At 57.8% G+C, this 22,262-nt stretch carries 24 protein-coding genes; 11 read left to right on the forward strand and 13 right to left on the reverse strand.

Annotation, left to right across the window (positions count from 1 at the left end):
* Window positions 1–98: 98 nt before the first annotated feature.
* The 5 genes from CKW38_RS07255 to colR form a co-directional block, all read right to left on the reverse strand.
* Window positions 99–326, reverse strand: coding sequence for a hypothetical protein (locus CKW38_RS07255; RefSeq protein ID WP_034153490.1), 228 nt, complete (start codon window positions 324–326; stop codon window positions 99–101).
* Window positions 327–328: 2 nt separating this feature from the next.
* Window positions 329–1,045 (reverse strand): lipopolysaccharide kinase InaA family protein, encoded by a 717-nt coding sequence (locus tag CKW38_RS07260; RefSeq protein WP_095112321.1) that lies wholly within the window; start codon window positions 1,043–1,045, stop codon window positions 329–331.
* A 4-nt stretch (window positions 1,046–1,049) separates the two neighbouring features.
* On the reverse strand, window positions 1,050–1,718 hold the full coding sequence (locus CKW38_RS07265) for a class I SAM-dependent methyltransferase (RefSeq protein WP_095112322.1): 669 nt from the start codon (window positions 1,716–1,718) through the stop codon (window positions 1,050–1,052).
* A gap of 161 nt (window positions 1,719–1,879) precedes the next feature.
* Complete coding sequence (locus CKW38_RS07270) at window positions 1,880–3,154, reverse strand: HAMP domain-containing sensor histidine kinase (RefSeq protein ID WP_007916602.1); 1,275 nt, start codon at window positions 3,152–3,154, stop codon at window positions 1,880–1,882.
* Complete coding sequence (colR, locus tag CKW38_RS07275; RefSeq protein ID WP_007916604.1) at window positions 3,154–3,825, reverse strand: two-component system response regulator ColR; 672 nt, start codon at window positions 3,823–3,825, stop codon at window positions 3,154–3,156. Before colR ends, CKW38_RS07270 begins: the two co-directional genes overlap by 1 nt.
* A 220-nt stretch (window positions 3,826–4,045) precedes the next feature.
* Between colR and CKW38_RS07280 the strand changes: the two genes are divergently transcribed.
* Complete coding sequence (locus CKW38_RS07280) at window positions 4,046–4,789, forward strand: phosphatase PAP2 family protein (RefSeq protein WP_007916607.1); 744 nt, start codon at window positions 4,046–4,048, stop codon at window positions 4,787–4,789.
* A gap of 193 nt (window positions 4,790–4,982) precedes the next feature.
* Here the strand turns inward: CKW38_RS07280 and groL are convergent, their stop codons facing one another.
* The 4 genes from groL to CKW38_RS07300 form a co-directional block, all read right to left on the reverse strand.
* Window positions 4,983–6,629 (reverse strand): chaperonin GroEL, encoded by a 1,647-nt coding sequence (gene groL / locus CKW38_RS07285; protein WP_007916609.1) that lies wholly within the window; start codon window positions 6,627–6,629, stop codon window positions 4,983–4,985.
* A gap of 50 nt (window positions 6,630–6,679) precedes the next feature.
* Complete coding sequence (locus tag CKW38_RS07290; protein ID WP_007916610.1) at window positions 6,680–6,973, reverse strand: co-chaperone GroES; 294 nt, start codon at window positions 6,971–6,973, stop codon at window positions 6,680–6,682.
* Between the two features lie 260 nt (window positions 6,974–7,233).
* A complete protein-coding gene (locus tag CKW38_RS07295) occupies window positions 7,234–7,710 on the reverse strand; it encodes an FxsA family protein (RefSeq protein WP_095112323.1) in 477 nt (158 codons plus the stop codon).
* A gap of 65 nt (window positions 7,711–7,775) precedes the next feature.
* The gene (locus tag CKW38_RS07300; protein WP_095112324.1) at window positions 7,776–8,507 is read right to left on the reverse strand and encodes a HugZ family protein; all 732 of its coding nucleotides are present in this window, start codon (window positions 8,505–8,507) and stop codon (window positions 7,776–7,778) included.
* A gap of 163 nt (window positions 8,508–8,670) precedes the next feature.
* On the opposite strand from CKW38_RS07300, the gene CKW38_RS07305 reads away from it, so the two are divergent.
* The gene (locus CKW38_RS07305) at window positions 8,671–9,429 is read left to right on the forward strand and encodes an SDR family oxidoreductase (protein ID WP_095112325.1); all 759 of its coding nucleotides are present in this window, start codon (window positions 8,671–8,673) and stop codon (window positions 9,427–9,429) included.
* 131 nt (window positions 9,430–9,560) lie between these two features.
* On the opposite strand, the gene apbC is transcribed toward CKW38_RS07305, so the two are convergent.
* Entirely contained in the window at window positions 9,561–10,655 is a 1,095-nt protein-coding gene (gene apbC, locus CKW38_RS07310; protein ID WP_007916614.1) for an iron-sulfur cluster carrier protein ApbC, read from the reverse strand.
* A gap of 155 nt (window positions 10,656–10,810) precedes the next feature.
* Between apbC and metG the strand changes: the two genes are divergently transcribed.
* The 8 genes from metG (at window position 10,811) to CKW38_RS30165 (ending at window position 17,807) form a co-directional block, all read left to right on the forward strand.
* Window positions 10,811–12,862: a methionine--tRNA ligase gene (metG, locus tag CKW38_RS07315; RefSeq protein ID WP_007916615.1), complete on the forward strand. Its 2,052-nt coding sequence runs from the start codon at window positions 10,811–10,813 to the stop codon at window positions 12,860–12,862.
* A gap of 114 nt (window positions 12,863–12,976) precedes the next feature.
* Window positions 12,977–13,546, forward strand: coding sequence for an electron transport complex protein RnfA (locus CKW38_RS07320; RefSeq protein ID WP_007916616.1), 570 nt, complete (start codon window positions 12,977–12,979; stop codon window positions 13,544–13,546).
* Window positions 13,543–14,751: an electron transport complex subunit RsxB gene (rsxB, locus tag CKW38_RS07325; RefSeq protein WP_095112326.1), complete on the forward strand. Its 1,209-nt coding sequence runs from the start codon at window positions 13,543–13,545 to the stop codon at window positions 14,749–14,751. The genes CKW38_RS07320 and rsxB overlap by 4 nt, the downstream gene beginning before the upstream one ends.
* Window positions 14,738–15,721: an RnfABCDGE type electron transport complex subunit D gene (locus tag CKW38_RS07330; protein WP_095112327.1), complete on the forward strand. Its 984-nt coding sequence runs from the start codon at window positions 14,738–14,740 to the stop codon at window positions 15,719–15,721. The genes rsxB and CKW38_RS07330 overlap by 14 nt, the downstream gene beginning before the upstream one ends.
* Window positions 15,718–16,323, forward strand: a complete 606-nt coding sequence (locus CKW38_RS07335; RefSeq protein ID WP_095112328.1) for an RnfABCDGE type electron transport complex subunit G — start codon at window positions 15,718–15,720, stop codon at window positions 16,321–16,323. Before CKW38_RS07330 ends, CKW38_RS07335 begins: the two co-directional genes overlap by 4 nt.
* Window positions 16,320–16,889 (forward strand): Rnf-Nqr domain containing protein, encoded by a 570-nt coding sequence (locus tag CKW38_RS07340; protein ID WP_095112329.1) that lies wholly within the window; start codon window positions 16,320–16,322, stop codon window positions 16,887–16,889. Before CKW38_RS07335 ends, CKW38_RS07340 begins: the two co-directional genes overlap by 4 nt.
* Window positions 16,886–17,524: an endonuclease III gene (gene nth / locus CKW38_RS07345; RefSeq protein ID WP_007916652.1), complete on the forward strand. Its 639-nt coding sequence runs from the start codon at window positions 16,886–16,888 to the stop codon at window positions 17,522–17,524. The genes CKW38_RS07340 and nth overlap by 4 nt, the downstream gene beginning before the upstream one ends.
* Window positions 17,525–17,630: 106 nt before the next feature.
* Window positions 17,631–17,807, forward strand: a complete 177-nt coding sequence (locus CKW38_RS30165) for a PA3496 family putative envelope integrity protein (protein WP_007916654.1) — start codon at window positions 17,631–17,633, stop codon at window positions 17,805–17,807.
* An 89-nt stretch (window positions 17,808–17,896) separates the two neighbouring features.
* Here CKW38_RS30165 and CKW38_RS07355 read toward each other — a convergent pair whose 3' ends face one another.
* Window positions 17,897–18,523 (reverse strand): response regulator transcription factor, encoded by a 627-nt coding sequence (locus CKW38_RS07355; protein WP_007916656.1) that lies wholly within the window; start codon window positions 18,521–18,523, stop codon window positions 17,897–17,899.
* A gap of 503 nt (window positions 18,524–19,026) precedes the next feature.
* Here CKW38_RS07355 and CKW38_RS07360 point away from each other — a divergent pair.
* On the forward strand, window positions 19,027–19,743 hold the full coding sequence (locus CKW38_RS07360; protein WP_095112330.1) for a hypothetical protein: 717 nt from the start codon (window positions 19,027–19,029) through the stop codon (window positions 19,741–19,743).
* 132 nt (window positions 19,744–19,875) lie between these two features.
* Here the strand turns inward: CKW38_RS07360 and CKW38_RS07365 are convergent, their stop codons facing one another.
* Window positions 19,876–21,093 carry an argininosuccinate synthase gene (locus CKW38_RS07365; protein ID WP_007916658.1) on the reverse strand — a complete coding sequence of 406 codons (1,218 nt, stop codon included), beginning with the start codon at window positions 21,091–21,093 and terminating at the stop codon, window positions 19,876–19,878.
* A 129-nt stretch (window positions 21,094–21,222) separates the two neighbouring features.
* Window positions 21,223–22,131, reverse strand: a complete 909-nt coding sequence (locus tag CKW38_RS07370; RefSeq protein ID WP_095112331.1) for an OmpA family protein — start codon at window positions 22,129–22,131, stop codon at window positions 21,223–21,225.
* Window positions 22,132–22,262: the final 131 nt, after the last annotated feature.

Genomic DNA, 22,262 nt, shown 5'->3' on the forward strand with positions numbered 1-22,262 from the left:
ATCCATGTAGGAGCTGCCGAAGGCTGCGATCTTTTGATCTTGCCTGCATAAAAAAAGGCCTCGCAACTGCGAGGCCTTTTATGTGGGCTTCAATCGGTTCAACTTTGCGGCCTCATCCCTTGAGAAAGTCCGAACATGAACAACAACAGATCATGATCGGGTTTGGTCGCCACGGAGGCTTTTGCCACCCGTGGGACTGCGCAGTGGGCGTCGTCTACGGACGCGCCAACCACCTGCATGCGGGGCTGCTCCCAGGCAGCCACCGCCAATGACGCAACTGCCAAGGCTCCAACCAAAAACAAACCTCGTGCAATTTCTAGTTTCATCGCTATAAACCTTTGATAGCGCTGCCAAACGCCGTCTCATAAAAGTAGACGAGTTTTTTCCAGTCCGCGTCGCGGAACGACGAATGGCGGCGCAATTGCTTCATGTCATGGGAGGCGGCGCGATAGGCGGTCAGACGCTGGCGGCACTTCTCCAGATCGATCAAGGCGACCTCAACCTTGGCCGACTCGCCTTCGCCCGTCACACGCACAAACACGTGTTTGATGTAGATGCAGCTGTGCTGCCAACGGCCCTTGTGCATACGCGCCAGATTCTCGGCGAGGTCCTTGAGCACACGCTCGTAAACCACATCGCCACACTGATCGCGACCGCCGGCAGCCGCCAGCCAGTGTTCCAGTTCCTGGAAACCGTCCAGGGACTTGGTGACCAAAAGTGCACGCCATTTGTGTTGCGGATCAGGCTGGGCACCGCAAAAGACGATCTGGGGCACGCGCACACCGAGCTTGCTCACGCCAGTCAGCGCGTCAAGTTCACGCAGAACAGTAGGACGGCCGAAAGGGTGCAGCCAGCTGCGGTAGATATGACCGGTCTGGCGCTTGGCATACAGCAGTTGACCATCGCGCCCCACGACCCTTTGCACGCCACTTTCCCCGCCACGTCGAACATTGGGCTCTTCCACCCACTCGCCGCGCTGGTTCCAGTAAAAGTCAAAGCGATCTTGCGGAGCGACATCCGTTTCTGCTGCAAATTGCACTGCCATCCTGTTACCTCTTGCGTAATACGTAAACCCGCCACATGGCGTAGAGCGGAATAAAGTCCAGTTGTTCCTGAATCCGAAAACCTGCCTCCTCGAATTCCTTTTCCACCGTAGCGGCCGGTAACACAAAGCGATTCTGATACTCGCGTTTGTCACGGTTGCGCTCGGCTCGCTGGCGTTTCCAGGCTTTGAAGTTGCCATCAACCCACAGCGAAACGATCACACTGTCGCGGGTGACGCGCTCGAATTCGCGCAGAATCGCCCGGCGATGCTCGGCTTCACCGATGTGGTGGAGCAGACGCATGCAGAAAATGCTGTCGACGGCGTTGTCAGGCAAGGCAATGTCGAAGGCAGATGTGTGCAAGGGTTGTACCCGTTTCACCACATCGGCCGGTTGCGACTGCATGGCCGTCTTGATCATCGACTCGGAATTGTCCGCACCGATAATCACCCGGTTGGCCTTTTCGCCCAACAAGGGCCAGAAACGCCCGGCACCGCAAGGCAGATCCAGCACCAGCCCTGGCTCGCCAACCAGCGCCAGCGCATTGCGGGCCATCTGTTCGTCACGCCAATGGGAGAGACGCCGTCCAAGACTTTCTTTGTGCTTGCGCAGATATTTCTGCGCGTGTTGATCGTCGTACTTCTCGGAAAAATCGAGTTTGATCGGACCGGACATCACCTGGACTCCTGAATTGCTGATGTCACCACCTTAAGGAGCGGCGTGTCAGCGTCAGGTCATCCATTTGTGAAAAAAATGTCCGGTAAACAGACAAATTATTACAGCGTTATACAGGATTTAGACAGGAAGGAGGGAGTAGCATTGAGCCACTCCGTGCGTCAGATTTTGCCCAGATCTACCTCGAAGCGGCAGCCATTGGGCTCCATCGTGCTCAAGCTGACGGTCCAGCCCTGGTTCTCGCAGATCCGCTGCACCAGCGACAATCCCAGCCCCAGGCCTTCGCCACGCTTTTCGCTGCCACGTACGAAAGGCTCGAACATGGCTTCGCGCTTTTCTTCCGGAATGCCGACACCGGAGTCTTCCACCGCGAAGCCGTTGGCAGTGAGTGTCAGGCGAATGAAGCCGCTTTCGGTGTAATGCAGCGCGTTGCGCAACAGGTTGCCCATCACGGCATTCAACAGGGTCGCGTTGTAGCGAATGTCTGATGGACTGCCAGGTTCGAAGATCAGTTTCAGGCCCTTGCTCTCGATCGGCCCGCGCCACAGACACAACAGGCCTTCGGCCACTTGCGAGAGGTTTTGCTGAAGTGCCATGCCGGCATCTTCATGCTGGGCGCGCGCCAGCATCAGGAAGGTTTGCACCAATTCGCGCATTTCTTCACTGGCGCGGGCAATTCGCTCGACCTGTGAACGACCACGCTGGTCGATCCCCGGGTTTTCCAGCAGCAGTTCGCAGGAACTGGCCAATACCATAAGCGGCGTGCGCAATTCATGGCTGACGTCGCTGGTGAACAAACGTTCGCGTGTCAGCGCCTGACGCAAACGCCCCAATGTGGCATCGAAGGCCACCGCCAGCTCGCCGACTTCGTCTGCCGCGTAATCCGGCGCCAACGGCGGCGCCAACCCGAGTAACTGGTCACGGTGACGCACCTGCCGGGCCAGTCGGACCACCGGCGCCATCACCTTGCGCGCCAGCACCCAGCCGAGGAACACCGCCAGTGCCAGGCTGAGCACAAAACCCACCAGGACCACGGCAAACAGCACGCGCTCGCGCTCTTCAAAATCGCTTTGATCTTGCAGCAAGACGTAACGGCGACCGTCGACGATCTCGACCATCGCGTGATACGACAGCTGCTCGCGGAAGACTTCATGGAAACCCGAATCGAGGTGGCGCAGGTCCTTGGGCAGCTCGAAATCGCCCGGTCCGCCACTGAAATAGAACAACTGGTCGGGTTCCGGGCGATGGCTCCAGTCCGAAACATTGTCCATCAGCAGCAGACGCTGCAAGTCGCCGCCCAGCCCCGCCGAAATGAGTTTTTCTTCCACCAGGTGCACGGTCGCGACAATGCCCATTGCGAAGGCGCCGGCCACCAGTGCACTCATCAAGGCAAAAGCAATGATGATCCGCTGGGAAAGACTTTGCCTGAACTCCATTACACGTCGGCCAGCCGGTAACCCACGCCGTGCACAGTGTGCAGCAGTGGTTTGGCAAAAGGTTTATCGATCACCTGACGCAGTTGGTGAACGTGACTGCGCAGGCTGTCGCTGTCCGGGCAATCGTCGCCCCACAGCGCTTCTTCGAGAATTTCCCGACGCAGGACGTGCGGGCTCTTCTGCATCAACACCGCGAGCAATTTGAGGCCGACCGGGTTGAGCTTCAGCAGTTTGCCGTCGCGGGTCACTTCCAGCGTGTCGAGGTCGTAGCTCAGATCGGCGACCTGCAGCGCACGGCGACCACCACCTTGCGCACGGCGCATCACCGCTTCGACCCGCGCAGCCAGCTCGGACAAGGCAAATGGCTTGATCAGGTAATCGTCGGCCCCGGCCTTGAAACCCTGCAAGCGGTCGTCGAGTTGATCGCGGGCGGTGAGCATGATCACCGGTGTGTCCCGACGGGCGTCCTCACGCAGGCGTTTGCACAGAGTGTAACCATCGATGCCGGGCAACATGATGTCGAGCACGATCAGGTCGTAATGCTCGGTGGCGGCCAGATGCAGGCCCGACAGACCGTCCTGGGCGCAATCGACGGTATAGCCCTTGAGGCCCAGATAATCGGCCAGATTGGCCAGGATGTCGCGGTTGTCTTCGACCAATAGAATTCGCATGGGCACCTCCTCCGTACGGGGTAACGGCCGTCTTGGCCCGCGCAGCTTACGGCCAAGTGTGGCTCACGGCTAGGCGTGCGTTGGGTTGTTGCGCGAGAAAAACGTTCATTGTTCCAGCCAACGTTTTTTTCACTTTCGATTAACAAATCAGCGACGCATAGACGCGCAGACTCCGCGCGGTTGCGCTCCTCAGATCCTACTTACACCCAAGGAATTGCCCATGGTGTCGACTTCTGCCCGCCCCGTTTCCAGACCGCTGAACTTCTGGCTTTGCCTGGGAATACCCACCGTCGCGGCAATCATTCTGGTGTTGCTCGAACTGACCGATCTGGACATGGATCTGGCCAGACTGTTCTACGACCCGGTCGCAGGCGACTTTATCGGGCGCCACAGTTTTTTCCTTGAAGACATCCTCCATGATCGTGCCAAACAGGTGGTCATTGCGTTCTCGGTGTTGGCCATCCTCGGCTTTATCGGCTCGTTTTTTCTCGCCAGGCTGAAACCGTTCAAGCGTGAACTGGGTTGCCTGGTACTTTCGCTGGGCCTGGCGACATCGTTCGTCACTCCGGTCAAAGCCGTGACTGCCGTGCAGTGCCCGTGGAGCCTGGAGCAATTCGGTGGCCATGAAACCTATAGCAAGTTGATGGAGCATCGCCCACAGACCGACAAGCCCGGGCGCTGCTGGCCCGGTGGTCATGCAGCAACGGGCTTCACCTTGTTTGCGCTGTTCTTTGTCCTGCGTGATCGCCGTCCGCGTCTGGCCAGACAGGCGTTTATCTTTGCCTTCGCATTGGGGTCGGTGTTTTCCATCAGCCGGATGATGCAGGGCGCGCACTTCTTTTCGCACAACGTGTGGACGGCGATTTTCTGCTGGCTGATTTGTCTGGGATCTTATTATTGGGTGCTGTATCGCCCGGCGGTGAAAGCCGAGGCCGTGGTCGAGGCGCAACCGGTCAGCGCCTGATCTGACGCCATCGCTGGCAAGCCAGCTCCCACAGGGTTGGTGCCGAGCACACATTTTGTGAACGCTCGAATCACTGTGGGAGCTGGCTTGCCAGCGAACGATTACTCGGACTTGCGCCAACACTAAATCAAAGGCAATAAAAAACCCCGCTGACTCGCGTCAGCGGGGTTTTGCGTTACGGGGTAAGGCTGGCTTACATCATGCCGCCCATGCCACCCATGCCGCCCATGTCTGGCATACCGCCGCCAGCAGCGCCGTCTTTCTTCGGCGCGTCAGCTACTGCCGCTTCGGTGGTCAGGATCAGACCGCCGATCGACGATGCAGCTTGCAGAGCGGAACGAGTCACCTTGGTTGGGTCCAGGATGCCCATTTCGATCATGTCGCCGTATTCGCCAGTCGCAGCGTTGTAACCGAAGTTACCTTTGCCGTTCTTGACTTCGTTGACGACAACGCTTGGCTCGTCGCCGCTGTTGGCAGCGATCTGACGCAGCGGAGCTTCAACAGCGCGGCGCAGAACTGCGATACCGACGTCCTGATCAGCGTTGTCACCTTTCAGGTCAACCAGGGTTTGCAGAGCGCGGATCAGCGCAACGCCACCGCCAGGTACCACGCCTTCTTCAACGGCTGCACGGGTTGCGTGCAGGGCGTCTTCAACGCGGGCTTTCTTCTCTTTCATTTCAACTTCGGAACCGGCGCCAACCTTGATCACTGCAACGCCGCCGGACAGCTTGGCCAGACGCTCTTGCAGTTTTTCACGGTCGTAGTCCGAGGAAGTTTCAGCAGCCTGGGCACGGATCTGAGTGATACGCGCCTGGATGTCAGCTTCTACGCCAGCACCGTCAACGATGATGGTGTTTTCCTTGGAGATGGTCACACGCTTGGCGCTACCGAGGTTTTCCAGGGTAGCGGCTTCCAGGCTCAGGCCGATCTCTTCGGAGATAACGGTACCGCCGGTCAGAACAGCGATGTCCTGCAGCATGGCCTTGCGACGGTCGCCGAAGCCTGGCGCCTTGACGGCTGCGACTTTAACGATGCCACGCATGTTGTTCACAACCAGAGTCGCCAGGGCTTCGCCTTCAACGTCTTCGGAAACGATCAGCAGTGGACGGCCGGCTTTGGCAACGGCTTCCAGCACTGGCAGCATTTCGCGGATGTTCGAGATCTTTTTGTCGACCAGCAGGATCAGCGGGCTGTCCAGTTCGGCAACCATGGTCTCTGGCTTGTTGACGAAGTACGGGGACAGGTAGCCACGGTCGAACTGCATGCCTTCTACAACCGACAGTTCGTTTTCCAGGCCAGTGCCTTCTTCAACGGTGATCACGCCTTCTTTGCCGACTTTTTCCATGGCTTCGGCAATGATGTCGCCGATGGAGCTGTCGGAGTTGGCGGAGATGGTGCCGACCTGAGCGATGGCCTTGGTGTCAGCGCATGGCTTGGACAGGTTCTTCAGCTCTTTGACGATCGCGATGGTCGCTTTGTCGATACCACGCTTCAGGTCCATCGGGTTCATGCCGGCAGCGACGGCTTTCAGGCCTTCGTTGACGATCGACTGAGCCAGAACGGTAGCGGTAGTAGTACCGTCACCAGCGTCATCGTTGGCACGGGAGGCAACGTCTTTGACCAGCTGCGCGCCCATGTTTTCGAAGCGATCTTCGAGTTCGATTTCTTTGGCGACGGAAACGCCGTCCTTGGTGATGGTCGGAGCGCCGAAGCTCTTCTCGATGATCACGTTACGGCCTTTCGGGCCCAGGGTCGCTTTTACTGCGTCAGCCAGGACGTTGACGCCCTTGAGCATTTTTTTACGGGCGGAATCGCCAAACAGAACTTCTTTAGCAGCCATGATCGATATTCCTTAAATACTTTGTAGTAGCGGGAAAATGAACGGGGGTATCAGCCTTCGATAACAGCGAGGATTTCGTTCTCGCTCATTACCAACAGGTCTTCGCCGTCGACTTTCACAGTGTTGCTGCCGGAGTAAGGACCGAACACAACCTTGTCGCCTTCCTTCACGGACAGTGCGCGCACTTCGCCGTTTTCCAGAGCTTTGCCCGGGCCTACAGCGAGAATCACACCGTGGTTGGCTTTTTCAGCAGCCGAACCTGGCAGGACGATACCGCCAGCGGTTTTCTTTTCTTCTTCGCTGCGACGGATTACGACGCGGTCATGCAGAGGACGAAGCTTCATTGTCGATCTCTCCTAATTGTGGTTTTCATCGGCCGGTGTAGTCCCGGCGGGTTTAACAAATCCGGCCTTCGCCGGTTGCGCCTCGTCGAGCGAGACGCGGAAGACTGACTGGCGCAAATGCCAGAAACCTTTCGGTGACCGATACATAAGGGCGCATAAGCTTATTACAAGGGCGCGGCAAAAAATTTTTCACCGATATGTTGCACAAAAGCAGCCCATAAACGAACACGGCACCCGAAGGTGCCGTGTCAATGCAGATGTTACTTGGAGTCGCGATGTTCGAACTCGCCTTCGATCACATCACCCTCGCGGCCCAGAGGCTGACGCGGTGCAGGACCGCCACGGGGTTGCAGGTCGTCGGCGAACGCACGCTGACGCATGGCCTGTTCTTCGGCGCGCTGGCGCATTTTGTTCGCCAGCAGTCGACGGCTGATTGGCAGCAGCATGACCAGACCGACCACGTCGCTGATGAAGCCAGGCAGGATCAACAGGCCACCGGCCAATGCCAGCATCAAACCTTCCAGCATGGTTTGTGCGGGCAGTTCGCCGCGGTTCAGGCTTTCACGGGCACGCAATGCAGTGGCCAGACCGGCGACGCGCAGCACAAACACACCGAACATCGAGCCGAGAATGATCAGCAGCAGGGCCGGGAAAAACCCGATAGCCCCTGCCACTTTGACGAATACGAACAGCTCCAGCACTGGAAACAGCAGAAAGAGCAACAGAAAAGGGCGCATCAAAGTTTCCTCAACGCAAGAAATGCCTTGCAGTAAGCCTTAGATGACGTCGCCCTTTCGTGAATTCAAGCGTCGGCCACAGCATTTTTTGGCCAGACCTCGGCATGAGCCAATGAAACCAGGGCTTCGCGCACTTGTGTCGGCGTATTACAAGGTGCTGGGAACGGCAGCCAGTACAGCGCCTGACCGATGCGCAGGTGCATGCCTTCTGTGTCGATCCCGGCCAGTTGCGCCTGCGCAGTTTTCGGCAGACCGGCGAGGTCGACGTAGTGCGCGATGGCTTTGCCGTGGTCGCTGTTCATGTGCTCGACCATGCTGATCTCGGCCTTGCCGGCGAACGGATTGGCCAGGGTCAGTTGTTCGACCCAGTGAATCGCACCAAAACCACCGATGTAGCGATGACGCACCGGGGTCAGCACCCAGAAGTCGAAATCGTGGGCCTTGTGGTAGTTCTGCGAATCGGGGAAATAACGGTAGTAACGCTCGGCGGCGGCTTCGATCGCGGCAACGTCTTCGAGCTTTTGCGCCTCGGCAATATAGGTCAGGCGACCAACGGCTTGCACATCATCGGCCTCGCGCTCGCCGACGAGCATTGAGCATTTCGGGTCTTTTTGCAGGTTGTGGGTGTGCTGGGCAATGCGGCTGATCAGGATCAGCGGCCGGCCCTGCTCGTCCAGGCAGTACGGCACCACGGAGCCAAAAGGAAAACCGGGCATCGATTTGGAGTGGGTCGACAGCACTCCACGGTATTCCTTGAGAAGCAATTCTCGGGCATTCTTCGCCACTTCAACGCTCAATTTATGACTCCTTAAATAGAATCCGTCGAAAAAACGGACAGGCGCCGGGGATCAAGTCCCGGTCAGCCGGCGGGCAATTCTCATGTGCAAACCAGCCACGGCCGGTGCAGATCGGGAGTCGCTGAAAACAAAAACTACTCAGACCTGCTATCGGGGCATGCGAATGCAACTCAACGACAAAGTAATCATTATCACCGGCGGTTGCCAGGGTTTGGGCCGCTCGATGGCCGAGTATTTCGCCGGCAAAGGCGCGAAGCTGGCCCTGGTCGACCTCAATCAGGAAAAACTCGACGACGCGGTCGCGGCCTGCAAGGCCAAGGGCGTCGAGGCGCGCAGCTATCTGTGCAACGTGGCCAATGAAGAGCAGGTCGAGCACATGGTCACTCAGGTCGCCGCTGATTTCGGCGCGATCCACGGCCTGATCAACAACGCCGGGATCCTCCGTGATGGCCTGCTGCTCAAGGTCAAGGACGGCGAAATGACCAAGATGAGCCTGGCCCAGTGGCAGGCCGTCATCGACGTCAACCTGACCGGCGTGTTCCTCTGCACCCGTGAAGTGGCGGCGAAAATGGTCGAGCTGAAGAACACTGGCGCGATCATCAACATCTCGTCGATTTCTCGAGCAGGCAACGTTGGCCAGACCAACTATTCGGCAGCCAAGGCCGGTGTTGCTGCAGCGACAGTGACCTGGGCCAAAGAGCTGGCGCGCTATGGCATTCGTGTGGCGGGTATCGCGCCGGGCTTCATCGAGACCGAGATGACCCTGGGCATGAAACCGGAAGCGCTGGAGAAGATGACCTCGGGGATCCCGCTCAAGCGCATGGGCAAGCCGGAAGAGATTGCACACTCGGCGGCGTATATCTTCGAGAACGACTATTACACCGGGCGGATTCTGGAGATGGATGGCGGCTTGCGTATCTAACTGCCAGCACAAAACAAATGTAGGAGTGAGCCTGCTCGCGATTGCGGTCATTCATTCAACAAATCTGTTGAATGTTATTCCGCTATCGCGAGCAGGCTCACTCCTACAGGGTTATCGGTGTTGCTGATGTATCAATCGTCGCTGATGGTGATGTTCGGCATCGCCGGTGTCGCCGCTTCCTGCAACACAATCCGCGCACCGACGTGGCGGGCGAGTTCCTGATAGACCATGGCAATCTGGCTGTCCGGCTCGGCGATCACCGTTGGCTTGCCGCCGTCGGCCTGTTCGCGGATCAGCATCGACAGTGGCAGCGAAGCCAGCAGTTCAACGCCGTACTGGGTCGCCAGCTTCTCACCACCGCCCTCACCGAACAGATGCTCGGCATGCCCGCAGTTCGAGCAAATGTGCACGGCCATGTTTTCCACCACGCCCAGCACCGGAATGTTGACCTTGCGGAACATTTCCACGCCTTTGCGCGCATCGAGCAAGGCCAGATCCTGTGGTGTGGTAACGATCACCGCGCCGGCCACCGGGACTTTTTGCGCCAAAGTCAGTTGAATGTCGCCGGTGCCTGGCGGCATGTCGATGACCAGATAATCCAGATCGCCCCACGCGGTTTGCGTAACCAGTTGCAGCAGCGCGCCGGAGACCATCGGCCCGCGCCAGACCATCGGCGTGTTGTCGTCGGTCAGAAACGCCATCGACATGACTTCGACACCGTGAGCCTTGAGCGGCACGAACCACTTCTGATCCTTGACCTCCGGGCGGGTGCGCTCGGGGATGCCGAACATGATGCCTTGGCTCGGGCCGTAGATATCGGCGTCGAGAATCCCGACCTTGGCGCCTTCTCGGGCCAGGGCCAGTGCGAGGTTGGCGGCGGTGGTCGACTTGCCCACACCGCCCTTGCCGGAGGCCACGGCGACCACGTTCTTGACGTTGGCCAGCCCCGGAATCTGCGCCTGCGCCTTGTGCGCAGCGATAACTGTATTGATTTCTACTTTCGCGGCCGCGACACCGTCGAGGTTCTCGATGGCCAATTGCAGCATTTGCGCCCATCCGCTTTTGAACAGGCCAGCGGCATAACCGATTTCCAGCTGCACGTTGACGCGATCACCGACGATCTCGATGTGCTTCACGCAACCGGCGCTGACCGGGTCCTGGTTCAGGTAAGGGTCGGTGTATTGGCTGAGGACGGCTTCCACCGCTGCGCGAGTGATGGCGCTCATGGGCAACTCCGATAACAAGACTGGGAAAAGATGGCGGGTATCCTACCCCTTCTATCCTCCGGACGGCATGCCCGGCAACGATTTGCAGGGGTGAAATATCTTGCCCGGCGCTTTATAGTGGCCGACCTCCGTTTCATCAAGTAGCGAAGCCCCACATGTCCGAACCACGCAAGATCCTCGTCACCAGCGCCCTGCCCTACGCCAACGGTTCGATTCACCTTGGCCATATGCTGGAATATATCCAGACCGATATGTGGGTGCGCTTCCAGAAGCATCGCGGCAATCAATGCATTTACGTCTGCGCCGACGACGCCCACGGTTCGGCGATCATGCTGCGCGCGGAAAAGGAAGGCATCACCCCGGAACAACTGATCGCCAACGTGCAGGCTGAACACAGCGCCGACTTTGCCGAGTTCCTGGTTGATTTCGACAACTTCCACTCCACTCACGCCGAAGAAAACCGTGAGTTGTCGAGCCAGATCTACATCAAGCTGCGTGACGCCGGGCACATCGCCCAGCGCTCGATCACCCAGTACTTCGACCCGGAAAAGAAAATGTTCCTGGCCGACCGCTTCATCAAGGGCACCTGTCCGAAATGCGGTACCGAAGACCAGTACGGCGATAACTGCGAAAAATGCGGTGCGACCTACGCCCCGACCGATCTGAAGGATCCGAAGTCGGCGATCTCCGGCGCCACCCCGGTGCTCAAGGATTCCCAGCACTTCTTCTTCAAACTGCCAGACTTCCAGGAAATGCTGCAAACCTGGACCCGCAGCGGCACCTTGCAAGACGCCGTCGCCAACAAGATCGCCGAATGGCTGGACGCTGGCCTGCAACAGTGGGACATCTCCCGCGATGCGCCGTACTTCGGTTTCGAGATTCCGGGCGAGCCGGGCAAGTATTTCTACGTGTGGCTGGACGCACCGATCGGCTACATGGCCAGCTTCAAGAATCTTTGCGACCGTACGCCGGAGCTGGACTTCGATGCGTTCTGGGCCAAGGATTCCACCGCCGAGCTGTACCACTTCATCGGCAAGGACATCGTCAATTTCCACGCGCTGTTCTGGCCTGCGATGCTCGAAGGCGCGGGCTACCGCAAGCCGACCGGCATCAATGTGCACGGTTATCTGACCGTCAACGGCCAGAAGATGTCCAAGTCGCGCGGCACCTTCATCAAGGCGCGTACGTATCTGGATCACCTGTCGCCGGAATACCTGCGCTATTACTACGCGGCCAAACTGGGCCGTGGCGTCGATGACCTCGACTTGAACCTCGAAGATTTCGTGCAGAAGGTCAACTCCGACCTGGTCGGCAAAGTGGTTAACATCGCCAGCCGTTGCGCCGGTTTCATCCAGAAAGGTAACGCCGGCCTGCTGGTCGGCACCAATGCCGCGCCAGAGCTGACCGAGGCTTTCCTCGCTGCTGCGCCAAGCATTGCCGACGCCTACGAGGCCCGCGACTTCGCCCGTGCCATGCGTGAAACCATGGCTCTGGCCGACCGCGCCAACGCCTGGATCGCCGACAAGGCGCCGTGGTCGTTGAACAAACAGGAAGGCAAACAGGATGAAGTCCAGGCGATCTGCGCCACCGCCATCAACCTGTTCCGCCAACTGGTGATCTTCCTCAAACCGGTGCTGCCGCTGTTGGCCGCCGATGCCGAGGCGTTCCTCAACGTCGCCCCGCTGACCTGGAACGACCACACCACGCTGCTGGCCAACCACCAGTTGAACGAATTCAAACCGTTGATGACCCGCATCGACCCGGTAAAAGTACAAGCCATGAGCGACGCCTCGAAAGAAGACCTCACCGCCAGCCAGACCGACACCGGTGCCGCGGCCCCAGCGGGCAATGGCGAACTGGCCAAGGACCCGCTGTCGCCGGAAATCGACTTCGATGCTTTTGCTGCCATCGACCTGCGCGTCGCGCTGATCGTCAAAGCCGAACATGTCGAAGGTGCTGACAAGCTGCTGCGCCTGACGCTGGACATCGGTGACGAGCAGCGCAACGTGTTCTCCGGGATCAAGAGCGCTTATCCGGATCCGTCCAAACTCGACGGTCGCCTGACCATGATGATCGCCAACCTCAAGCCACGGAAAATGAAGTTCGGTATCTCCGAAGGCATGGTGATGGCGGCCGGCCCTGGCGGTGAAGAGATTTACCTGCTGAGCCCGGACAGCGGCGCCAAGCCAGGTCAGCGCATCAAGTAACAGCTGGCGGTCAATTGATCCCACAGGCGTGCCCGGCATGCCTGTGGGATTTTTCATATCTGGCCGGATAATGCCTAACCTTTAGAGACACCCGCCCGTTTCGCTGGCAGAACCATGACCGAACTTGTGCTTACGCTCATCAGTGCTGCACTGCTCAACAACTTCGTGTTGCACTGGCCGCTGGGCGTCGATCCGCTGTTGGCGGGCAGTCGTCGTCAGGTGCATGCGTTGGGGCTGGCGACGTTGTGTCTGATGTTGATCACAGGCGTAGTGGGTTACGCGATCTGGCATTGGCTGCTGGTGCCGCTGCGACTTGAGTTCCTGCGCCTGTTCGTGTTTCTGCCGCTGAGCGTATTGCTGATCACGCCGCTGTTAAAGCTGCTGGCGCGCTGGCTGCCAAAGTTGCCTTTTGACGGTTTATGGCCGCTGTTGCTGGGCAATGCCGGTGTACTGGGGCTGGCGCTGATCAACGCGCAAAACGATCGCGGTCTGCTGCAGACGACAGCGCTGAGCCTCGGTGCCGGACTGGGTTTCTGGCTGGTGCTGAGCCTGTTTCAGGATTTGCGTGAACGCACGACCGACAACGATATTCCCCTGCCCTTTCGCGGCTTGCCGATCGATCTGATCAGCGCCGGATTGATCGCAGTGATTTTTCTCGGATTCAGTGGACTGATCAAAACATGAGTCTGATTCAACGCATCGATGCCCTTCTGCCGCAGACTCAATGCGGCAAGTGCGGCCATCCCGGATGCAAGCCCTATGCACAAGGTATCGCCGAGGGCGAGCCGATCAACAAGTGCCCGCCGGGCGGTGACGAAACCATCGCCGCGCTGGCTGAACTGTTGAAAGTACCGGTGCTGGAACTGGACATCAGTCGCGGTTCGGCGCCGCCGCAAGTGGCGTTCATCCGTGAGGCCGAATGCATTGGCTGCACCAAGTGCATTCAGGCCTGCCCGATCGACGCGATTGTCGGCGCGGCGAAACTGATGCACACGGTGATCATTGACGAGTGCACCGGTTGCGATCTGTGTGTCGCACCATGCCCGGTCGATTGCATCGAAATGCACCCGCTGCCGCTCGGCACATTGCCGGTCGTGGGCGGTCTGGCCTTCAGTCTTGAAGAACAGCGCGCGCGCGCGGCCAAACGCGATCACGCGCGTCAACGCTTCGAGCGCCGAAACCAGCGCTTGCAACGCGAAGAACAACAGAAGCAGGCTGAGCGTGAAGCGCGGGCGAAACGGACGGTGCAACCTGAAGTGGCCGCAACCGATCCGGTACAGGCGGCACTGGAACGGGTGCGTGCGCAGAAAGCGGCGACCGCCGATGCGGCGCTGAAGAAAGCCAAGATCGATGTGGCGATGAGCCGTGCGCAACTGCACAAATCGTTGAAAGCCTTCGGCCATCCGCCGACATTTGAGCAGCAGACGCAACTGATCGTGTTGCAGCAGCAGTTCGAAGCAGCCGAACAGGCTCTGGCGAAACTTGAAAGCAACCCGGCGCCAGCACCCATCGTGCCTGCCCCCGCCAAAGACGCCGATCTGAAACGGGCCAAGATCCAGTTGGCCATGCGTCGTGCTGAACTGAAAAAAGCCCAGACCGCCGAAGCGGCGCCCGAGCAGATCGCCGCGCTTGAGCAGGCATTGCGCGACGCCGAACAGGCCCTGCACGCCGCCGAAGCCACAAGCGATCAGCCGTTGCCTGACTTGGTGCGCGTCGAAAAACGTCCGATCGACAGCCAGCTTCGTCAGTTGAAAACCGAATTGGCCTACGCCCGTGCGGACCTCAACAAACTCGAACGACGCGCCGACACGCCCACCGAAATCCTCGACAAGGCCCGCGTCCGCCTGCAAATCGCCGAGCGCCAGGTACAAGATCATGTCGCCCATTGAGACACCGGACAATCGCCTGCAACAGGCGATGAAGCTGGTGCTGCTGGCCGCCTTGCCGGGGTTGCTGGCGCTGTTCTGGTGGTACGGCTGGGGCGTGCTGATCAATCTGCTGCTGGCGATCGTCGCCGCGCTGATGGTCGAGGCCGGCGTCGCACGTCTGCGTCAACAGCCCATCCAGCCAGCGTTGAGCGACGGCAGTGCGTTGGTCAGCGCAACATTGCTGGCGGCCGCCCTGCCACCTTATTGCCCCTGGTGGCTGACGGTGATGGCGGTTGCTTCGGGACTGCTGTTCGGCAAGCACATTTACGGCGGCGTCGGTAGAAATCCGTTCAATCCGGCGATGCTCGGGTTTGCCCTGATCATGGTGATGTTCCCGCAACCGATGACCCACTGGCCGGCCCATGGCCTGGATCTGACGGCAACGTTTCAACAGGTATTCGGCGCAGGTCAGGCGCCGGACGCTTGGGCGCAGGCCACGGTGCTGGACAGCCTGCGCATCAACAAGAGCCTGACCATGGATGAATTGTTCACCAGTAATCCGGCCTTCGGTCGCTTTGGCGGACACGGTGGGGAATGGGTGAATCTGGCGTTTCTCGCCGGCGGGTTGTTTTTGCTGCAGCGCCGGGTCTTCGGTTGGCATGCACCAGCAGGCATGCTCGGCAGTCTGTTTGTTGTCAGCCTGCTGTTCTGGAATGGCTCCGGGTCGGACTCTCAGGGTTCGCCGCTGTTCCACCTGCTCAGTGGCGCGACCATGCTGGGCGCGTTTTTCATCATCACTGAACCGGTCTCCGGCGCTAAAACCACGCTTGCCCGCCTGCTGTTCGGTGTCGGCGTCGGACTGCTGACTTATGCGATTCGCACCTGGGGAGGTTACCCGGATGGCGTGGCGTTTGCGGTGCTGCTGATGAACCTGTGCGTGCCAGCGCTGGAGCGGTTTGCCGCGAGTCGTCAGCCACAGGTGAGCTCATGAACCGCGCGGTCAGCGCACTGACGTTATTGTTGTTGGCGGTGGCCGGCATTGGCGCGACGTACCTGCTGCAACGCAGCAGTGCACCGCAAATCGCTGCAGAGCAGCGCTGGGCCGACAGTCGCAAACTGCTCGACGTGCTTCCCGCTGACAGCTACGACAACCAACCGCTGGACCAGCCGATTACACTGACCGATACAGGTCTGAGCCATAGCACGCTCGCGGCTGGTTATCGTGCAACCAAGCATGGTCAAACCGTTGCAGTGTTGCTGCGTAACCAGACCGAGGGCTACGCCGGGGCCATTGAATTGCTGATTGCGATCGATGCCAACGGCAAGTTGCTCGGCGTGAAACCCCTCAAGCAAAACGAAACCCCGGCACTCGGCGGGCCGATTGGCGACTGGCCGAACCGCTGGCTTCAGGTTTTCACCGGCAAATCACGCGGTGAACCGAATGACACTGGCTGGGCACTGAAAAAAGATCAGGGGCAATTCGATCAAATGGCCGGGGCAACCATTACTTCGCGCGCGACCATCAACGCGATCCACGATGCGTTGCGTTACTTTGACGAGCATCGAACGGCATTATTGGGGAGCGGAGCATGAACCTGTCCAACTCACTGATGCTGGTGCTATTGCTGGGCACCACCGTTTCTCTGGCCGGCGCATTGGGGACGATCTTGATGTTTGTCCTTGTGGTGGGCATTTATGCGTTGGGCATGTCACCGCTGCGCCCGCGCATGACAGAGGCGAGTGCCTTGCTGGCCGGTGTGCTGCTTGCTGCAACGTTAAGCAGTTGTGCAGATCTTCTGGCGCAACGCTGGTTTCTGGCGTGGCATCAGTCGTTCGGTCTCTATGGCGGATTGATCGCCTTGCAGTGCGTGGTGCTGGAGCACCACGGTTTCTTCGACCGACCGCTGGCCCAGCGCTTCAAACTTTGCGCATTGTTTGGCAGTTTGATGCTGGGGCTCGCGGCGCTGCGTGAACTCATCGGTCAGGGCAGCCTTGGCCGAGGGCTGTTCGAGCATGGCTCCGGTCTTGTTTTATTCGGCGCTGGGCTGCATCTGACAACGCTGTTGCCCGGCGCCTTTATTGTATTGGGTCTGCTGCTCGCGGCCCGTCAGGCGTGGAATCGCCCGAACTCGATATCCAAGGAAACGCATCGCCCATGAATGCAGCAAAACGTCTGGAGATTTTCCGCCGCCTGCACGAAGACAATCCGGAGCCAAAGACCGAACTGGCCTACTCCTCGCCGTTCGAGCTGTTGATCGCGGTGATTCTTTCGGCGCAGTCAACTGACGTCGGCGTCAACAAAGCCACGGCGAAGCTGTTTCCGGTGGCCAATACGCCGGCGGCGATCCATGCTTTAGGGGTCGAAGGTCTATCGGAATACATTAAAACGATCGGTCTCTACAACAGCAAGGCCAAGAACGTCATCGAAACCTGCCGCCTGCTGGTCGAACGCCATGGCAGTGTGGTTCCCCAAACCCGTGAAGAGCTCGAAGCCTTGCCAGGAGTAGGCCGCAAGACCGCCAACGTCGTACTCAACACAGCGTTCCGCCAACTGACCATGGCCGTCGACACCCACATCTTTCGCGTCAGCAACCGCACCGGCATTGCACCGGGCAAAAATGTGGTTGAAGTGGAAAACAAGCTGATGAAGTTTGTACCCAAGGAATTCCTGCTCGACTCTCATCACTGGCTGATTCTTCACGGTCGCTACGTGTGTCTGGCCCGCAAGCCACGGTGTGGGAGTTGCCGGATCGAAGACTTGTGCGAGTACAAAGACAAAACTTCTGACGATTGACCGGCTATTGGAACAATTGATAAGTCGATTGAAAAAATCTTTTTTACCCGCTGCAGGAATGTCGATATAAGGGGCGCCAAAGGCATTCTTAGCCGGGAGTTAGCTTATGAGTAGCGACAAAGAGCCACTGGATGTAGATGACGATATCGCTGCAGAAACTGATGACGCCGAACCTGTGGTCGAAGTCGCCAAGACCAATCTCAGCAAGCGCCGTACGATCGACAACCTGCTTGAGGAGCGCCGACTGCAAAAGCAATTGGCCGATTACGATTTTGATGACTGATACTTGAAAGCCTCCCGAACCGGAGGCTTTTCTCTTTGTGCGGCTAGCTGAGCTTGATCGGCCCATGACCCTGTCAGCCATCGATGGATTCAGACCAGACCATTACGCTGCGCCAATTCGATCAGATCAACCAGAGAACGCGCATTGAGCTTCAACAACAAGCGCGTCTTGTAGGTGCTCACGGTTTTGTTGCTCAAAAACATGCCATCTGCAATTTCCTTGTTGGTTTTGCCCCGCGCCAACTGCTGCAGCACCATCATCTCCCGACCGGACAGACGATCCACCATATCGGCTTCACTTGCATTGCCCAGACTGGTACGCACGGTATGCAGAGCCTGATTGGGAAAATAACTGTAGCCGGACAATACGGCCTTGATTGCGCTGAGTAACTCGGTCAAGTCCTGCTGTTTGCACACATAGCCGGCCGCCCCCGATTGCATGCAGCGCATGGAAAAGTGCCCGGGAGCCTGGGAAGTCAGAACCAGTACTTTAATAGGCATGGCCGTTGAGGTCAGGCGTGCGATAACTTCCAGACCATCAAGTTTTGGTATTCCAATGTCCAGAATGACAATATCCGGCATTTGTTCTCTAGCAAGTTGTAACGCGTCCACACCGTTATCAGTTTCTGCGATGACTTCGTAGCCATGACGTTCCATCAGCATACGTACCGCAAGACGAATGACAGGGTGATCATCCACGATCAGCACTTTATTCATGGGCAAGTCCAGTTTCGCTGTTCGAATTTTTAGAACACGCACAATAGCCCAGTCACTTGCTCTATGGCATGCCAGTGTTAACACGCACTTGCATCGAGAGACATGCCCTACATCCATCGCGGATTAATCCTACAAAAAACCTCTACCCCTCTAAACATCCGACGCCGCATCTGCTTTTGCCGGAGGAAAAATTTCTCTTTCAACCTGTTACGGACTACGACTACCGGTAAAAAACACACGCCGTCGCTGCAGTTCATTGTGCCCGAACGGCATTGGCGCCCGGGCATATGCGCGCGACTGAAAAATATCGGGATATTGGAAACACCTGGCAACAGCGGTCGCATCGGCATTATAACGTCGAGAAAAACATAAACACCTGAAACAAGATATTTATACCAAGCCCTATAATTTTGCTATAAAAATAAACACTGAAACACCACTAACTACATCCAGACAATACGAACTTATTAACCATGAGCAAGACCAGACCAAAGAGTACAAACATGCTAAAAATCAAAAAGAAGATTAGCAACCCAATGACCGTCATTGCCATATTTGCGGCCATCTCTGAAACATCAGCCGCCGTGTCTCTGCCTTTCCTTGACAACCAGGACAGGGAAATTTATGTGTGGTTCTTGATCAGCTTTCCATTTTATTTGTTATTTCTTTTCTTTATCACTTTGAACTTCAACTACCGCTCCCTCTATTCACCTTCCGATTTCGGTAAAGACAAGAACTTCCTGAAAGTAATCGATATCAATGATCGCGAGAACAAACGAAACACCTCGATGCAAGAACCTGCCACACCAGGTACATTCGGATTCTCCAGTTGTATCGTGCCGAGCGAATCGGGCACTGTCGAATGCAAAGACTCGTGCAAAGTACACAACGCACCTGACCCGCCTGCGGACATCAACGCAAAACCGAGCCTGATTGTTCAGCACAACATTCAGTTGCCCGCGTCGATCAGCAATCTCCATCTCATAGACGCCAGGGATGTCGATGCATCGAGAGAGTTAGCCACGATAGTGGAAAATATCCGCAACCTGGACAGGAAAACTGCCCGTGTGGTCGTCTTTCTTTCCAATCATGTGTCCGATGTTTTACTGACGCAAAATGCACTGCTGCAAATCAGGCACATAAAAAAAGGCTCTGGCAACACGCTGTGTATTGTTTATAACCTTTGCTCACAAGCGGTGACACTACTGGGGCGAGCATGAAGGCAGAGTCGTTGCCACACGTGCGAAAACCTGAACATGACCCGAACAGAAACCGCCAAAGAATCAAGCAAAAAGGGCGGCCTTGTCTCGATGACAAGGCCGCCCTTTTCATTGCACGTCAGTCTGCAACGCTTAGAACAGCTTGCGGCCCTTGTTGGCAGCAATGCGCATGCGCAGCGCGTTGAGCTTGATGAAGCCCGCAGCGTCAGCCTGATTGTAAGCACCGCCATCTTCTTCGAAGGTCGCGATGTTGGAATCGAACAGCGAATCGTCGGACTTGCGGCCAGTGACGATCACGTTGCCTTTGTACAACTTCAGGCGCACAACGCCGTTCACGTTGACCTGCGAAGCGTCGATCATCTGCTGCAGCATCAGACGCTCTGGGCTCCACCAGTAACCGGTGTAGATCAGGCTGGCGTATTTCGGCATCAGCTCGTCTTTGAGGTGAGCGACTTCGCGGTCCAGGGTGATCGATTCGATGGCGCGGTGAGCGCGCAGCATGATGGTGCCGCCCGGGGTTTCGTAGCAACCACGGGACTTCATGCCGACGTAACGGTTCTCGACGATGTCGAGACGGCCGATACCGTGGGCACCACCGATTTTGTTCAGTGTCGCCAGCACGGTGGCCGGAGTCATTTCGACGCCGTCCAGTGCAACGATGTCGCCGTTGCGGTAAGTCAGTTCCAGGTATTGCGCTTTATCAGGAGCGTTCTCCGGGGAGACGGTCCATTTCCACATGTCTTCTTCGTGCTCGGTCCAGGTGTCTTCCAGCACGCCGCCTTCATAGGAGATGTGCAGCAGGTTGGCGTCCATCGAGTACGGAGACTTCTTCTTGCCGTGACGCTCGATCGGGATCGCGTGCTTCTCGGCGTAGTCCATCAGCTTCTCGCGGGACAGCAGGTCCCACTCACGCCAAGGGGCAATCACTTTAACGCCAGGCTTGAGTGCGTAGGCACCCAGTTCGAAACGCACCTGGTCGTTGCCTTTACCGGTAGCGCCATGGGAAATGGCGTCAGCGCCGGTTTCGTTGGCGATTTCGATCAGACGCTTGGCGATCAGCGGACGTGCGATGGAAGTACCCAGCAGGTACTCGCCTTCGTAAACGGTGTTGGCGCGGAACATCGGGAACACGAAATCACGCACGAATTCTTCGCGCAGATCGTCGATGTAGATTTCTTTGACGCCCATGGCCTGAGCCTTGGCGCGGGCCGGCTCGACCTCTTCGCCTTGACCGAGATCAGCGGTGAAGGTCACCACTTCACAGTTATAAGTATCCTGCAGCCACTTGAGGATCACCGAAGTGTCCAGGCCGCCGGAATACGCCAGAACGACCTTGTTTACGTCCGCCATGCCATCACTCCACGGGGTTCTACGGAAAGCCGAGGAGTCTACCGCTCAAACGCGATAATTTACAGAGGCGCGACAGCTTAAGACGACAAAGCGACAGAATCTGTCGACAGCGCGACGATGACCGGCGGGTCAGGAAGTCGCTGCAGTGCTGGCTGGGGTGCTCGCCTGAGGCGCTGGAGCGGTGGTTGGCGCCACGCGTGCAAGCTTCACCGCAACCCGACGGTTCTTCGCCCGGTTGGCCGCATTGGTGTTCGGAACCAATGGGTATTGTTCACCATGGAAACGTACTGTGATCTGCGATTCGGCGATGCCATTGGCCTTGAAGAAGTCGACCACTGCCAGCGCTCGGCGGCGCGACAGTTCACGGTTGGTCAGACGATTACCGCTGTTGTCGGAATGGCCATCGAGTTCGATGTGATTGACCGTCGGATCGGCCTTCATGAATTCGAGCATCACTTGCAGCTTGGCCTTGGCGGCGGCGTCCAGATCAACGCCTTCGCCGGGGAAGCCGATCTGCGATTGCTTGATCTGGTCGAAATTCTGCGGCAGCAATTTCGCTACACAGGTCTGATAGTCGTTAAACGCCTTGCTGAATTTCACCGGCAATAAACGCACTTCCGAGACACGGCCATCGCCAGACGCGCGACGCACGACCGGGCTCCGTCCGTCCAGCAGGCCGCTGATCAAACCGCCGGCCTGCGACTGCGAACTGCTGAACAGCACGTTGCCACTGCCAAGCCTCACAGAGCCGAGATTGATGTCACTACGACCCGGCTGCCAAGGCGCAGCCGCCGCCAGCAACGTCGCCGAACCGCCGCCAAGCATGGCGTTGTAGGCATTCAGACGAAATATCGCCTGCTCGCCGGCCTTGCGCACGAACTCACCCGAACCGAAATCGGTGATCGGCTGGGTCAGACGACATTCGAACTTGTCGCCGGCGACCGTCCACTCAATGTTCTCCAGACGGGTCTGGTACGTGAGCGCCATCGCGGGAAAGCTGGCAAACACACTGAGCAAGGCTAAATAACGCTGGCGCACGGGAGGCTCCATTGGCTTCTGAAACACAAAGACCGATTCACACTATGTTTACGGCATACCTACGGGATATCGGAAGGTTCCCGCAAAACTTGATAGCGAGTGCCTGCAAGAGTCTTTTCCGGTAGCATTCG

Source organism: Pseudomonas sp. Irchel 3H7 (assembly GCF_900187605.1).
GTDB lineage: Bacteria > Pseudomonadota > Gammaproteobacteria > Pseudomonadales > Pseudomonadaceae > Aquipseudomonas.

What these genes read in the sequence shown, in the direction of transcription:
- CKW38_RS07360 (WP_095112330.1), top strand. Translation starts at nt 19,027, where the DNA reads ATGCTAAAAATCAAAAAGAAGATTAGCAACCCAATGACCGTCATTGCC.
- CKW38_RS30165 (WP_007916654.1), top strand. Translation starts at nt 17,631, where the DNA reads ATGAGTAGCGACAAAGAGCCACTGGATGTAGATGACGATATCGCTGCA.
- groL (WP_007916609.1), bottom strand. Translation starts at nt 6,629, where the DNA reads ATGGCTGCTAAAGAAGTTCTGTTTGGCGATTCCGCCCGTAAAAAAATG.
- CKW38_RS07295 (WP_095112323.1), bottom strand. Translation starts at nt 7,710, where the DNA reads ATGCGCCCTTTTCTGTTGCTCTTTCTGCTGTTTCCAGTGCTGGAGCTG.
- CKW38_RS07320 (WP_007916616.1), top strand. Translation starts at nt 12,977, where the DNA reads ATGACCGAACTTGTGCTTACGCTCATCAGTGCTGCACTGCTCAACAAC.
- rsxB (WP_095112326.1), top strand. Translation starts at nt 13,543, where the DNA reads ATGAGTCTGATTCAACGCATCGATGCCCTTCTGCCGCAGACTCAATGC.
- CKW38_RS07305 (WP_095112325.1), top strand. Translation starts at nt 8,671, where the DNA reads ATGCAACTCAACGACAAAGTAATCATTATCACCGGCGGTTGCCAGGGT.
- nth (WP_007916652.1), top strand. Translation starts at nt 16,886, where the DNA reads ATGAATGCAGCAAAACGTCTGGAGATTTTCCGCCGCCTGCACGAAGAC.
- CKW38_RS07260 (WP_095112321.1), bottom strand. Translation starts at nt 1,045, where the DNA reads ATGGCAGTGCAATTTGCAGCAGAAACGGATGTCGCTCCGCAAGATCGC.
- CKW38_RS07355 (WP_007916656.1), bottom strand. Translation starts at nt 18,523, where the DNA reads ATGAATAAAGTGCTGATCGTGGATGATCACCCTGTCATTCGTCTTGCG.
- CKW38_RS07330 (WP_095112327.1), top strand. Translation starts at nt 14,738, where the DNA reads ATGTCGCCCATTGAGACACCGGACAATCGCCTGCAACAGGCGATGAAG.
- CKW38_RS07335 (WP_095112328.1), top strand. Translation starts at nt 15,718, where the DNA reads ATGAACCGCGCGGTCAGCGCACTGACGTTATTGTTGTTGGCGGTGGCC.
- CKW38_RS07255 (WP_034153490.1), bottom strand. Translation starts at nt 326, where the DNA reads ATGAAACTAGAAATTGCACGAGGTTTGTTTTTGGTTGGAGCCTTGGCA.
- CKW38_RS07270 (WP_007916602.1), bottom strand. Translation starts at nt 3,154, where the DNA reads ATGGAGTTCAGGCAAAGTCTTTCCCAGCGGATCATCATTGCTTTTGCC.
- metG (WP_007916615.1), top strand. Translation starts at nt 10,811, where the DNA reads ATGTCCGAACCACGCAAGATCCTCGTCACCAGCGCCCTGCCCTACGCC.
- CKW38_RS07340 (WP_095112329.1), top strand. Translation starts at nt 16,320, where the DNA reads ATGAACCTGTCCAACTCACTGATGCTGGTGCTATTGCTGGGCACCACC.
- CKW38_RS07290 (WP_007916610.1), bottom strand. Translation starts at nt 6,973, where the DNA reads ATGAAGCTTCGTCCTCTGCATGACCGCGTCGTAATCCGTCGCAGCGAA.
- colR (WP_007916604.1), bottom strand. Translation starts at nt 3,825, where the DNA reads ATGCGAATTCTATTGGTCGAAGACAACCGCGACATCCTGGCCAATCTG.
- CKW38_RS07280 (WP_007916607.1), top strand. Translation starts at nt 4,046, where the DNA reads ATGGTGTCGACTTCTGCCCGCCCCGTTTCCAGACCGCTGAACTTCTGG.
- CKW38_RS07265 (WP_095112322.1), bottom strand. Translation starts at nt 1,718, where the DNA reads ATGTCCGGTCCGATCAAACTCGATTTTTCCGAGAAGTACGACGATCAA.
- apbC (WP_007916614.1), bottom strand. Translation starts at nt 10,655, where the DNA reads ATGAGCGCCATCACTCGCGCAGCGGTGGAAGCCGTCCTCAGCCAATAC.
- CKW38_RS07365 (WP_007916658.1), bottom strand. Translation starts at nt 21,093, where the DNA reads ATGGCGGACGTAAACAAGGTCGTTCTGGCGTATTCCGGCGGCCTGGAC.